The organism is Streptomyces sp. NPDC032198, from assembly GCF_040636975.1.
Lineage (GTDB): Bacteria > Actinomycetota > Actinomycetes > Streptomycetales > Streptomycetaceae > Streptomyces.
This window is the reverse complement of sequence record NZ_JBEZVL010000011.1, coordinates 241,850-254,078: the sequence shown is the minus strand read 5'-3', so window position 1 is coordinate 254,078 and position 12,229 is coordinate 241,850. Positions and strand designations below refer to the sequence as shown.

The window sequence follows — 12,229 nt, the reverse complement described above, 5'->3', positions numbered from 1 at the left end:
CTCGTAGAATCGTGCCCACCATGGCCTACCTCGACCACGCAGCGACCACTCCGATGCTCCCGGAGGCGATCGCGGCGATGACCGCTCAGCTCGCCGTCACCGGCAACGCGTCCTCCTTGCACGCCGCGGGGCGCCGGGCGCGACGCACCGTCGAGGAGGCCCGCGAGACGCTCGCCGAGTCGCTCGGCGCGCGCCCCAGCGAGACCGTCTTCACCGCGGGCGGCACGGAGGCCGACAACCTCGCCGTGAAGGGCCTGTACTGGGCGAGACGCGACGCAGACCCCGCGCGGACCCGGGTGCTCGCGAGCCCCGTCGAGCACCACGCCGTCCTCGACGCCGTGCACTGGCTGGGCGAGCACGAAGGCGCCACCGTCGAGTACCTCCCCGTCGACGCGTACGGCCGCGTGCACCCCGAGGTGCTGCGCGAGGCGATCGCGCGCAACCCCGACGACGTCGCCATCGCCACCGTCATGTGGGCCAACAACGAGATCGGCACCATCCAGCCGATCCGTGAACTCGCCGATGTGGCAGGGGAGTTCGGCATCCCGCTGCACGCCGACGCGGTGCAGGCCTTCGGTCAGGTGCCCGTCGACTTCGGTGCGTCCGGGCTCGCCGCGATGACCGTCTCCGGACACAAGATCGGCGGTCCGTACGGCATCGGGGCGCTGCTCCTGGGCCGTGAGTACAGCCCCGTGCCCGTCCTGCACGGCGGCGGGCAGGAGCGTCACGTGCGCTCCGGGACGCTCGACGTCCCGGCGATCGCCGCGTTCGCCGTGGCCGGGAAGCACGCCGCCTCGCAGCGCGAGTGGTTCGCCCGCGAGATCGGGGCGCTGCGGGACGAGCTGATCACCGCCGTGCGCGCGGAGGTGCCCGCCGCGATCCTGGGGGGAGACCCGGTCGGCCGGCTGCCCGCGAACGCGCACTTCACCTTCCCCGGCTGCGAGGGCGACTCCCTCCTTCTGCTGCTCGACGCGCAGGGCATCGAGTGCTCCACCGGTTCGGCCTGCACGGCGGGCGTGGCCCAGCCCAGCCATGTCCTGCTCGCCACCGGCACCGACCCCGACCTGGCGCGCGGCACGCTCCGCTTCTCCCTCGGACACACCTCGACGAAGGCGGACGTGACCGCCGTGGCGCAGGCGATCGGCCCGGCGGTGGAACGGGCGCGGACGGCGGGCCTGAGCTGAGGCAGGCCCCTCGCGGCGACAAGTCGGTCCTGGTTCGGGCCGGTATGTGACGAGAGTGACTCCGGACTGGTGTGCGGCCGGCCAGAGTTGATGCCGGTTTCGGCCGCTATCGGGCGGACAGGCACAGGAGTGGGCTACGAGGCCCACAGTCCGCCGATCTATGCTTGCCGCTCGCGACTCCGCTCCGCGCGTTCGGGGCTGCACGACAACCCCCTCATGGAGTTCACATTGAAGGCGAACCTCCGCTCTCGCATAGCCGCGCGGCTCGGGCGCATCTACCTCTCCAGGATCCAGAAGAACGGGATCAGCGCCTCCGCGATCTCACGCCTTCCCGAGCCCCTGCTCGCGCCGATGCGCCGCGACGGACTCGACCCGGTCGCCCGGCTCACCGAGCACCAGGCGGAGCAGCCGATATCCAAGGTGCCGCTGCCGTTCGGCATGGACGCCTGGGTGGTCACCGGATACGACGAGGTGAAGGCCGTCCTCGGCGCCACCGACGGCTTCAGCAACGACTTCACGAACCTCGCGGGCAACGCCGGTGTCGTCGACGACCACCACCCCGGCGGCCTCGGCTTCAGCGACCCCCCGGTCCACACGCATCTGCGCCGCATCCTCACGCCCGAGTTCACGATGCGCAGGCTGCGCCGCCTCACGCCCCGCATCGAGGCCATCGTCGAGGAGCGGCTCGACGCCATGGAGGCCGCCGAAGGGCCCGTCGACCTCGTCCAGGCCTTCGCGCTGCCGATCCCCTCGCTGACGATCTGCGAACTGCTCGGCGTGCCCTACGAGGACCGCCACGACTTCCAGCAGCTGGCCATGGAGCGCTTCGACCTCTTCGCCGGGGCGACCGCTCCCTTCGGGGCGATATCCGCCTCGCTCTCCTACTTCCGGGACGTCGTCAAGAAGCAGCGCGAGAACCCGGGCGACGGACTGCTCGGCATGATCGTGAAGGAGCACGGCGACACCGTCGACGACGAGGAGCTCGCCGGTCTCGCCGACGGCATCCTCACCGGCGGCTTCGAGACGACCGCCAGCATGGTGGCCCTCGGCTCCCTGCTGCTCCTGCGGGACCCGGAGACCGCGGCGCGGCTGCGCGAGGACGACGCGGCGGCCGCCCCCTTCGTCGAGGAGGCGCTGCGCTACCTCACCGTCGTGCAGGTGGCCTTCCCGCGCTTCGCCCGTGAGGACATCGAGATAGCCGGGGTGCGCATACCCAAGGGCGACCTGGTCCTGTGCTCCCTGAGCGGCGCCAACCGCGACGCCAAGTACACCCCCGACGGCGGCGGCTTCGACCCGCACCGCAAGGCCTCGGGCCACCTCGCCTTCGGCTACGGCATCCACCGCTGCATCGGCGCCGAACTGGCCCGCATGGAGCTGCGCGCCGCCTACCCCGCCCTGGTCAAGCGCTTCCCCGAGATGCGGCTCGCGGTCGAGCCCGATGAGCTCGTCTTCCGCAAGCTGTCCATCGTCTACGGGGTGGAGTCGCTGCCGGTGCACCTGCGCTAGCAGGAGGTCACGCGAGGGCGGTGCGGGCCTTCTTGACGAGCTTCATGTACCGGTCCCAGTCCCAGTGCGGCCCCGGATCGGTGTGGTCCGTGCCGGGCACCTCCACGTGCCCGATGATGTGCTCGCGGTCCACCGGGATGTCGTACCGCTTGCAGATCCCGGCGGTGAGCCGCGCCGACGACGCGTACATGGCGTCGGTGAACGAGGACTTCTTGTCGACGAAGCCCTCGTGCTCGATGCCGATGCTCCGTTCGTTGTAGCTCTTGTTCCCCGCGTGGAACGCCACGTCCAGCTCGCGGATCATCTGGGCCACGTGACCGTCCTTGCGCACCACGTAATGGGCCGCCGCACCGTGCGCGGGGTCCTTGAAGACCCTCAGCGCCGTCGCGTACCCGCCCTGCACGACGTGAATGACGACCATGTCTATGTCGTAGTCGTCGGGCCGGTCCGCCCGTCGCCAGTTGTAGTCCGACGCCGCGATCCACTGCGCGCCCCGGGCATCGACCTCGCCCTCCTTGCGCTTCTTGACGACGCCGGGAAGGCGCCACCACAGGCGGCTCAGCTTGTCCGACGCGAGCGCGGCCGTGCCGACGGCCGCCGCGGCGCCACCGATCAGGAGCGTCCGCCGGTTCACGCCACGGCGCCCCTGCTCGCGCTCCGCCGTCGAGTCCTGTTCTTCCCCCATGTGATCGTCAACGCTTACTCACGGGCGGCTGGTTCCCGCGGGCCCGTACCCTGTTAGAGCTATGACTGAGAACCGGACCCCGCAGCGCCCCCGCCCCCTTCGCGTACTCGCCGCCATGTCGGGCGGCGTGGACTCCGCCGTCGCCGCCGCGCGTGCCGCCGAAGCCGGCCACGACGTGACCGGAGTGCACCTGGCACTCTCGGCGAACCCACAATCGTTCCGCACGGGCGCGCGAGGCTGTTGCACCATCGAGGACTCCCGCGACGCCCGCCGCGCCGCGGACGTCATCGGCATCCCGTTCTACGTCTGGGACCTGGCCGAGCGGTTCCGCGAGGACGTCGTCGAGGACTTCATCGCCGAGTACGAGGCGGGGCGCACCCCCAACCCGTGCCTGCGCTGCAACGAGAAGATCAAGTTCGCCGCGCTCCTGGACAAGGCCCTCGCGCTCGGCTTCGACGCGGTCGTCACCGGTCACTACGCCACGGTGGTCGTGAACGACGACGGCACGCGCGAGCTGCACCGCGCCTCGGACATGGCCAAGGACCAGAGCTACGTCCTCGGGGTCCTGGACGACCGTCAGCTCGCCCACGCCATGTTCCCCCTCGGTGACACGCTCACCACGAAGGAGGAGATCCGCGCGGAGGCCGAGGAGCGCGGCCTGGCCGTCGCCAAGAAGCCCGACAGCCACGACATCTGCTTCATCGCCGACGGGGACACCCAGGGCTTCCTCGCGGACCGCCTCGGCAAGGCGGAGGGCGACATCGTCGACGCCGACGGCAACAAGCTGGGCACCCACGAGGGCGCCTTTGGCTACACCATCGGCCAGCGCAAGGGCCTGCGGATCGGCACCCCGGCCCCCGACGGCAAGCCGCGCTACGTCCTGGACATCTCCCCGGTGAACAACACCGTGACGGTCGGCCCCGCGGCCGACCTGGACGTCACGGGCCTGACGGCGATCAAGCCCCGCTGGTGCGGCGCGGCCCCCTCCGGTCCCGGCACGTACACCGCCCAGCTGCGGGCGCACGGAGGAGAGACGCCGGTGCGCGCGGAGCTGGTCGACGGCTCGGAGCTGCGGGTCTCCTTCGACGAGCCCGTCCGCGGCGTGGCCCCCGGCCAGGCGATCGTGCTCTACGACGGCACGCGCGTGGTCGGCTCGGCCACGATCGCGACGACGGAGAGGGCGACGGCGGCGGCCTAGGGCCTCCCGCCTTCTGCTGCCGCCTCTACTAGTCGGCTGCTACTCGGCTGCTTCTGCTTCTACTTCGTAGAAGCAGAAGTGGTCCTTGATCTGCGCCACCGAGTCCTTGGGCTCCGGGTACGCCCACACCGTGTCCTTGCCGTCCTCGGCGCCCGCCAGCGACCAGTACGACGCCGTTCCCTTGAACGGGCAGTACGTCGTCGTGTCCGAGGGGGTCAGGAGATCGGTGCGCACATCCTCCGGAGGGAGGTAGTAGCGCACCGGGCAGCCCGTCTCGCGCAGCAGCAGCGGGCGGCTGCTGTCGGCCACGACCTGGCCGTCGCGCACCACCCGTACGTGATCGGTGCCCTGCTCGATGGTGATCTTGTGTCCTGCTGTCACCGGGGTCTCCTTCTGTGAGCGATCAGGCTCTGTGAACGGCCGCGTCCCACCCAGTCTGTGCCGGATCGTACGGTGAAGCCATGAATATCTGTGTCTTCCTCTCCGCCGCCGACCTCCCTGACCGCTACACGCGCCCCGCGCGTGAATTCGCCGAGCTGCTCGGCAAGGGCGGCCACACCCTGGTGTGGGGCGGCTCGGAGAGCGGCCTGATGAAGGTCGTCGCCGATGGGGTGCACGAGGCGGGGGGCGGGCTCGTCGGGGTCTCGGTGGACTTCCTCGCCGCCAAGGCGCGGGCCGTCACGGCGCCCGACGAGATGGTGATCGCGCGCGACCTCGCCGAGCGCAAGGCGCTGCTCCTGGAGAAGGCCGACGCAGTGGTGATCATGGTCGGCGGCACGGGCACGCTGGACGAGGCCACCGAGATCCTCGAACTCAAGAAGCACGGCAAGCACACCAAGCCGGTCGTCCTGCTGAACTCGGCGGGCTTCTACGACGGCCTGAAGGAGCAGTTCCAGCGCATGGAGGACGAGGGCTTCCTGCCGGTGCCGCTGACCGGTCTCGTCTTCTTCGCCGAGGAGCCGGTCGGCGCCCTCGCCTACCTGGAGGAGTGCATGGGCACGCGGTGATCCGCGTCCGCCGGGGTGCGACGATGGGCGCATGGCAACACATGTGATCACCGGGGCCGGCTCCGGCATCGGCGCGGCCGTCGCCCGCCGCCTCCACGCACGCGGCGACGCCCTCGTCCTGCACGCACGGGACGCGGGCCGCGCCAAGGAACTCGCGGCACAATTCCCCGGGTCGGCCACCCTCGTGGGCGACCTCTCCGACCCGGACAAGCTCTCCTGGGCCTTCGGCCACCAGTCGCTGCCCGACCGGGTGGACTCCCTGCTCCACATCGCGGGCGTCGTCGACCTGGGCCGGGTCGGTGACCTGACCCCCAAGTCCTGGCGCCACCAGCTCAACGTGAACCTCATCGCCCCCGCCGAGCTGACCCGCCACTTCCTGCCCCAACTCCGGGTCGCCCAGGGCCACGTCGTCTTCGTGAACTCGGGCGCGGGCCTGAGCGCCCACGCCGACTGGTCCGCCTACGCCGCCTCCAAGCACGGACTCAAGGCCCTGGCCGACTCGCTGCGCGCCGAGGAGCACGCGAACGGCGTCCGGGTCACCTCCGTCTACCCGGGCCGCACGGCGAGCGCCATGCAGGCCAAGGTCCACCAGCAGGAGGGCAAGACGTACGACCCCTCCCGCTTCATCGACCCGGAGTCGGTCGCCACGACGATCCTGATGGCCCTCGACCTGCCGCGCGACGCGGAGGTCAACGACCTGACGGTGCGGCCGGGACAGTGAACGCGATCAGTTGGGGCCCGGCCACCGGCATCGGGTCCATGCCGGGCGGCGACGCCCGCGAGGCCGCGAAGACCGTCACCGGCAGTTTCGAGGACTTCCCGTATCTGGCGGAGCTGCCCGCGCGGGGGCCGGGCGCCGACATGATCGGGCGGACCGCCGGGATGCTCGTCGAGCTCTACGCGCGCGTGGAGCCCAGCGGCTGGCGGATCGGCGACCGGCCGGGACGCGACACGCGCCGCGCGAAGGCCTGGCTCGGCGAAGACCTCGACGCCCTGGAGGAGTTCACCCAGGGGTACGAGGGCCCGGTCAAGGTGCAGGCCGTCGGGCCGTGGACGCTGGCCGCCGCCCTGGAGCTGAGGAACGGCGAGGCCGCGCTCTCCGACCCGGGCGCCTGCCGTGACCTGGCCGGATCGCTCGCCGAAGGCCTGCGCACCCACCTCGCGGACGTACGCCGACGGATCCCCGGCGCCCAGATCGTGCTCCAGCTCGACGAGCCCTCGCTCCTCTCGGTGCTGCGCGGGCACATCAAGACCGCGAGCGAGTACCGCACCCACCGCGCCGTGGACCGGCAGCTCGTGGAGAGCACCCTGCGGGAGGTCCTCGGCGTGCACGACGGCTCCTCCGTCGTGCACTCCTGCGCGCCCGACGTGCCGTTCGCGCTGCTCCGCCGTGCGGGTGCCGACGCGATCTCGTTCGACTTCTCGCTGCTCACCGAGCGTGACGACGAGGCGATCGGTGAGGCGGTCGAGGGCGGCACGAAGCTCTTCGCCGGTGTCGCGGCGGGAGTGGACGGCCCATTGTCAGACCCTGCCGGTAGCGTCATGGGTGTCAGGACGCTGTGGCGCAGGCTGGGGCTGAATCCGGGTTCACTCGCGGAGTCGGTCGTGGTCACTCCGTCGTGCGGACTCGCGGGGGCTTCTCCCGCGTACGCACGCGCGGTGCTCGCCCACTGCGCCAGGGCGGCGAGATCACTCGCGGACAACCCTGAGTAATTGGGTATGACGTAACGGGAGGACGAAACGGTGGCTGTCGAACAGCAAGGCTCTGTGCCCGCCGAGGCACGGGATCAGCACGCCCAGCTGGCCGAACAGATCGAGGAGCACCGCTTCCGGTACTACGTGAACGACCAACCGGTCGTCAGCGACGCCGAGTTCGACAAGCTCCTTCGTTCGCTCGAGGCCCTGGAGGACGAGTACAGCGAGCTGCGCACGCCCGACTCGCCCACCCAGAAGGTCTCCGGGGCGTACGAGACCGAGTTCACCTCGGTCCAGCACCGCGAGCGGATGCTCTCCCTGGACAACGCTTTCGACGACGAGGAGCTCGCCGCCTGGGCGGACCGCGTCGGCAAGGAGGTCGGCACCACCGACCACCACTTCCTGTGCGAGCTGAAGGTCGACGGCCTCGCCGTGAACCTCACGTACGAGGACGGCAAGCTCACGCGCGCGGCCACCCGGGGCGACGGCCGCACCGGCGAGGACATCACTCCGAACGTCCGCACCATCGCGGACATCCCGGACCGCCTCAAGGGCGACGCCGTCCCCGCCCTCGTCGAGATCCGCGGCGAGGTCTTCTTCCCCATGGAGAAGTTCGAGGAGCTGAACGCCCGCCTGGTGGAGGCCGGCGACAAGCCCTTCGCCAACCCGCGCAACGCGGCGGCGGGTTCACTGCGCCAGAAGGACCCGCGCGTCACCGCGACGCGACCGCTGCACATGGTGGTGCACGGCATCGGCGCCCGCGAGGGCTTCGACATCGACTGCCTCAGCCACGCGTACGACCTGCTCAAGGAGTGGGGCCTGCCCACCGCCCAGCACAACAAGGTGGTCCAAGGCCTCGACGGCGTCCGGGACTTCATCACGTACTTCGGCGAGAACCGCCACTCCGTGGAGCACGAGATCGACGGCGTCGTCGTGAAGCTGGACGAGATCCCGCTCCAGGGCCGCCTCGGCTCGACCTCGCGCGCCCCCCGCTGGGCGATCGCCTGGAAGTACGCCCCCGAGGAGGTCAACACCAAGCTGGTCAACATCCGGGTGGGCGTCGGCCGCACCGGCCGCGTCACGCCGTACGCCCAGGTGGAGCCCGTCACGGTCGCGGGGTCCGAGGTCGAGTTCGCGACCCTGCACAACCAGGACGTGGTGAAGAAGAAGGGCGTCTTCATCGGCGACACGGTCGTCCTGCGCAAGGCGGGCGACGTCATCCCGGAGATCCTCGGCCCCGTCGTGGACCTGCGGGACGGCACCGAGCGGGAGTTCGTGATGCCCGCCGAGTGCCCCGAGTGCGGGACGGCGCTGCGGCCGATGAAGGAGGGCGACATCGACCTCCGCTGCCCCAACGCCCGGTCGTGCCCGGCCCAGTTGCGCGAGCGCCTCTTCTATCTCGCGGGCCGCAAGTGCCTGGACATCGAGAACTTCGGGTATGTCGCGGCAGCCGCCCTGACCAAGCCCCTGGAGCCTTCCGAGCCGCCGGTCCTCGACGAGGGCGACATCTTCGACCTCACCATCGACCGGCTCCTGCCGATCAAGGCGTACGTCCTGGACCAGGACAGCGGTCTGCCCAAGCGGGACCCGAAGACGGGCGAGGAGAAGATCGCCACGGTCTTCGCCAACCAGCAGGGCGAGGCCAGGAAGAACGCGCTCTCCATGCTGGAGAACATCGCGGCGGCCAAGGAGCGCCCGCTCGCCCGCGTCATCACGGGCCTCTCCATCCGCCACGTGGGCCCGGTCGCCGCGGAGGCGCTGGCCCGCGAGTTCCGGTCCGTCGACCGGATCGAGCAGGCCACCGAGGAGGATCTTGCCGCCGTCGAGGGAGTGGGACCGACCATCGCCGCCTCCTTGAAGCAGTGGTTCGAGGAGGACTGGCACCGGGAGATCCTGCGCAAGTGGCGCGCGGCCGGGGTCCGCATGGAGGAAGAGGGCGGGGGAGAGGACGAGGGGCCGCGACCGCTCGAAGGCCTCACCGTCGTCGTGACGGGAACGCTTGAGCACCACACGCGGGATGGCGCAAAAGATGCGTTGCAGAGCCGCGGAGCAAAGGTGACCGGTTCCGTTTCCAAGAAGACGGCTTTCGTGGTGGTGGGCGACAATCCCGGCTCCAAGTACGACAAGGCGATGCAACTCAAGGTTCCGGTTCTCAACGAGGAAGGCTTCGCCGTCCTGCTGGAACAGGGACCGGACGCGGCAGCGGAAGTTGCGCTTCCGACCGAGGAGTAGCGGTTGAAGGCCACCCGTTCAGCGCATACCAGATGCATACGGGTGGCCGGGTCGCATTCGGGCAACCGTTGTGGACCGCTGCCCGTGGAAGCCTTCTGCGGCCTACTGTTGAGGTGTGCGCCTGCCGTGCCCCGCTGCGATTGGGGTATCCCCTGCTCACCGGGAGCACGGGGAAGGAGTTTCAGACGCGGCTGACTTCTGGAGCAGGTCCGCGTGGCGTGGGCACCGCCGGCTGTGAGAGGGACGGGAATGGAACCGACCGAGAGCGCCGCACCGGACTCCCGGCTGCGCGCGCGCCTGCGGCGCGGACCGTACGCGTGGCTCAGCGGACGCAGAGCGGAACGGGAGGCACGCGAAGCCGAGAGCGCGCGCCCCGCCGTCCCGAGCACCGCGGTTGAGCGACGTGAGCGGGCCTGGAGCACCGTTGGCGCGTACGGCACGCAGGAACTCGGCGTGAGTGAGACGTCGGGCGGCAGGGACGCGGGTCCCTGTTCCACCCAGACCGGGGTCGAGGGGCGGCGCAGGCCGCTCTGGCGCGGCGCCGAGGCGCACGGCCCGGACGACGCCTCCAGCGAGCGCGATCCCTGGCCGGTGCTTCCGGTTGCCGTCGTGACGATCGCCGCGGTGCTGCTCGGCACGGGCTTCTTCCTCGCGTTCACCGGACGCAGCGCGCTGTTTCCCTCCGGCACGGTCGGCTGGTCCCTCGCGGTCCTGACCGGCCTCATCGTCGGCCACCTCGTCGCACTCGGCCGCGACCGCTGGTGGGGCGGCACGGGCTCGGGCGGCGCCCTCACCGTCGCCGTCCTCCTGCTGTACGGCTGGGTGCCCGCCGGAATGGTCAGCCTCACCGTCGTCGTCCTGGTCGGCGTCGCGCGCCGGCACCGCTGGCGCCAGGGCGTCCTGCACGGCGCGGTCGACATCCTCGGCATCGGCGCGGGCGCGCTCGCCATGGCCGCGTTCGGCACGGCCCCGTCGACGGACTCGCCCTGGCTGCCCGAGACCTGGGACCTGTACTCGGCCCCCGAGGTGGCGCTCGCCGCCGCCGCGTACCTCGTCGTCACCCGCGTCCTGCTCTGGTACGTCCACGCGCCGCGCACCGGCGCCCTGCCCACGGTCACCCGAACGGCCCTGGTCCGCCAGGGCCTCGTCGGCGTCGCCCTGCTCGGCATCGCCCCGCTGATCTGCGTGGTCGCCGCCTCGACGCCCATACTGCTGCCGCTCTTCGCGATCCCCCTCGTCGCGCTCGACTCGACGCTGTGGATCGCGCGGGCCAGGGCCGAGGAGCAACTGCGCGACCCGCTCACCGGCCTGCCCAACCGCCAGTGGCTCCTGGAGCGGACCTGGACGGCCCTCGACGACGCCGAGCGGATCGGGGCGCGCTCCGCCCTGATGCTGATCGACATGGACCGCTTCCGTTCGGTGAACGACACCCTCGGCCACCTCGCGGGCGACCGTCTGCTGCTGCAGATCGCCGACCGGCTGCGGCTCGCCCTGCCGCGCGGCGCGGAGGCCGCACGGCTCGGCGGCGACGAGTTCGCCGTCCTGCTGCCCGTCGCCGACTCCACGACGTCCGCCACCCGCGTGGCACGCTCGCTGGTCGCCGCCCTCGGCTCGCCCCTCGACCTCGACGGACTGTCGCTGGTCCTGGAGGCCAGCGCCGGTCTCGCCGTCTTCCCCGACCACGCCATGGACGCCGAAGGGCTGCTGCGGCGGGCGGACGTCGCGATGTACCAGGCCAAGCGGGACCGCACGGGCGTCGAGGTGTACGAATCCAAGCGGGACTCCAACACCCCCGACCGCCTCGGCCTGTTGGGCGATCTGCGGCGGGCGCTCGACGCGGGCGACGTCGAGCTCCACTACCAGCCGAAGGTCCAGTTCGACGGCCGCGTCGCGGGGCTTGAGGCGCTGGTCCGCTGGGTGCATCCCGAGCGCGGGAAGGTGCCGCCGGACGAGTTCATCGCCATAGCCGAGTCGTCCGGTCTGATGCCGCACCTGACGGAGTACGTCCTGGAGACGGCGCTCTGCCAGGTGGCGAAGTGGCAGGCGATGGGGCTCAAGGTCCCCGTCGCGGTGAACGTGTCGCCGCGTGACGTGCACACGCCCGGCTTCGCCGGTGCGGTCGCGGCGCGTCTGGCGCGGCACGGCGTGCCCGCGGGAGCGCTCCAACTGGAGATAACGGAACACGTCCTCCTGGAGGACCCGCAGCGCGCCGCGGACACCCTGGCCGGGCTGACCGGCCACGGCGTCAAGATGTCGCTCGACGACTTCGGCACGGGGTACTCCTCCCTGGTGCACCTGCGGCGGCTGCCGGTGAGCGAGCTGAAGATCGACCGGTCGTTCGTGGCGCGCCTCGCCGTGGACAACGAGGACGCGGAGATCGTCCGCTGCACGGTCGACCTCGCGCACTCCCTCGGCCTGCTCGTCGTCGCCGAGGGCGTCGAGGACGACGAGACGTGGGAGCGGTTGCGCGACCTCGGCTGCGACGCGGTGCAGGGCTGGCTGGTCGCCGCCGCGATGCCGCCGGACGAGACCACCGCCTGGCTGCGGGCCCGGGGCTCCCGCGGCTGGCGCCGACCGGTGGACGTCGCCGCCGAGGAGGCTGCGGCAGCCGCGGCTGCCGAGGCCGGGGCCGACATCGCGAAGTAGCCGGGCGGCCCCGCGGGGAGGCGATCGGGCCCCGCGGAGGGAATCCGTTTCACGGGCACGGGGTGTGGCCCCATAG

General features: G+C 71.3%; 10 protein-coding genes. 8 read left to right on the top strand and 2 right to left on the bottom strand.

Translation table 11 applies throughout. From position 1 onward, the window contains the following. Positions 1–20 precede the first annotated feature (20 nt). Both AB0E78_RS28950 and AB0E78_RS28945 read left to right on the top strand, forming a co-directional pair. Complete coding sequence (locus AB0E78_RS28950) at positions 21–1,184, top strand: cysteine desulfurase family protein (RefSeq protein ID WP_361838329.1); 1,164 nt, start codon at positions 21–23, stop codon at positions 1,182–1,184. 216 nt (positions 1,185–1,400) lie between these two features. Then, on the top strand, positions 1,401–2,690 hold the full coding sequence (locus tag AB0E78_RS28945; RefSeq protein ID WP_361838326.1) for a cytochrome P450: 1,290 nt from the start codon (positions 1,401–1,403) through the stop codon (positions 2,688–2,690). Between the two features lie 7 nt (positions 2,691–2,697). On the opposite strand, the gene AB0E78_RS28940 is transcribed toward AB0E78_RS28945, so the two are convergent. Continuing rightward, positions 2,698–3,375 (bottom strand): N-acetylmuramoyl-L-alanine amidase, encoded by a 678-nt coding sequence (locus AB0E78_RS28940; protein ID WP_361838323.1) that lies wholly within the window; start codon positions 3,373–3,375, stop codon positions 2,698–2,700. 61 nt (positions 3,376–3,436) lie between these two features. Between AB0E78_RS28940 and mnmA the strand changes: the two genes are divergently transcribed. After that, positions 3,437–4,573: a tRNA 2-thiouridine(34) synthase MnmA gene (gene mnmA, locus AB0E78_RS28935; protein WP_361838321.1), complete on the top strand. Its 1,137-nt coding sequence runs from the start codon at positions 3,437–3,439 to the stop codon at positions 4,571–4,573. Between the two features lie 39 nt (positions 4,574–4,612). Here the strand turns inward: mnmA and AB0E78_RS28930 are convergent, their stop codons facing one another. Then, positions 4,613–4,954: a DUF427 domain-containing protein gene (locus AB0E78_RS28930; protein WP_361838319.1), complete on the bottom strand. Its 342-nt coding sequence runs from the start codon at positions 4,952–4,954 to the stop codon at positions 4,613–4,615. 80 nt (positions 4,955–5,034) lie between these two features. Between AB0E78_RS28930 and AB0E78_RS28925 the strand changes: the two genes are divergently transcribed. The 5 genes from AB0E78_RS28925 to AB0E78_RS28905 all read left to right on the top strand — a co-directional run bounded on the left by AB0E78_RS28925 (position 5,035) and on the right by AB0E78_RS28905 (position 12,153). Continuing rightward, positions 5,035–5,580, top strand: coding sequence for a TIGR00730 family Rossman fold protein (locus tag AB0E78_RS28925; RefSeq protein WP_361838316.1), 546 nt, complete (start codon positions 5,035–5,037; stop codon positions 5,578–5,580). 31 nt (positions 5,581–5,611) lie between these two features. Beyond that, positions 5,612–6,301: an SDR family oxidoreductase gene (locus AB0E78_RS28920; RefSeq protein WP_361838314.1), complete on the top strand. Its 690-nt coding sequence runs from the start codon at positions 5,612–5,614 to the stop codon at positions 6,299–6,301. Continuing rightward, positions 6,298–7,293 (top strand): methionine synthase, encoded by a 996-nt coding sequence (locus tag AB0E78_RS28915; protein ID WP_361838311.1) that lies wholly within the window; start codon positions 6,298–6,300, stop codon positions 7,291–7,293. Before AB0E78_RS28920 ends, AB0E78_RS28915 begins: the two co-directional genes overlap by 4 nt. A 30-nt stretch (positions 7,294–7,323) precedes the next feature. Further along, positions 7,324–9,507: an NAD-dependent DNA ligase LigA gene (gene ligA / locus AB0E78_RS28910; protein WP_361838308.1), complete on the top strand. Its 2,184-nt coding sequence runs from the start codon at positions 7,324–7,326 to the stop codon at positions 9,505–9,507. Between the two features lie 249 nt (positions 9,508–9,756). Then, the gene (locus AB0E78_RS28905) at positions 9,757–12,153 is read left to right on the top strand and encodes a bifunctional diguanylate cyclase/phosphodiesterase (RefSeq protein ID WP_361838305.1); all 2,397 of its coding nucleotides are present in this window, start codon (positions 9,757–9,759) and stop codon (positions 12,151–12,153) included. Positions 12,154–12,229 lie beyond the last annotated feature (76 nt).

What these genes read in the sequence shown, in the direction of transcription:
- AB0E78_RS28950 (WP_361838329.1), top strand. Translation starts at nt 21, where the DNA reads ATGGCCTACCTCGACCACGCAGCGACCACTCCGATGCTCCCGGAGGCG.
- AB0E78_RS28945 (WP_361838326.1), top strand. Translation starts at nt 1,401, where the DNA reads ATGGAGTTCACATTGAAGGCGAACCTCCGCTCTCGCATAGCCGCGCGG.
- AB0E78_RS28940 (WP_361838323.1), bottom strand. Translation starts at nt 3,375, where the DNA reads ATGGGGGAAGAACAGGACTCGACGGCGGAGCGCGAGCAGGGGCGCCGT.
- mnmA (WP_361838321.1), top strand. Translation starts at nt 3,437, where the DNA reads ATGACTGAGAACCGGACCCCGCAGCGCCCCCGCCCCCTTCGCGTACTC.
- AB0E78_RS28925 (WP_361838316.1), top strand. Translation starts at nt 5,035, where the DNA reads ATGAATATCTGTGTCTTCCTCTCCGCCGCCGACCTCCCTGACCGCTAC.
- AB0E78_RS28920 (WP_361838314.1), top strand. Translation starts at nt 5,612, where the DNA reads ATGGCAACACATGTGATCACCGGGGCCGGCTCCGGCATCGGCGCGGCC.
- AB0E78_RS28905 (WP_361838305.1), top strand. Translation starts at nt 9,757, where the DNA reads ATGGAACCGACCGAGAGCGCCGCACCGGACTCCCGGCTGCGCGCGCGC.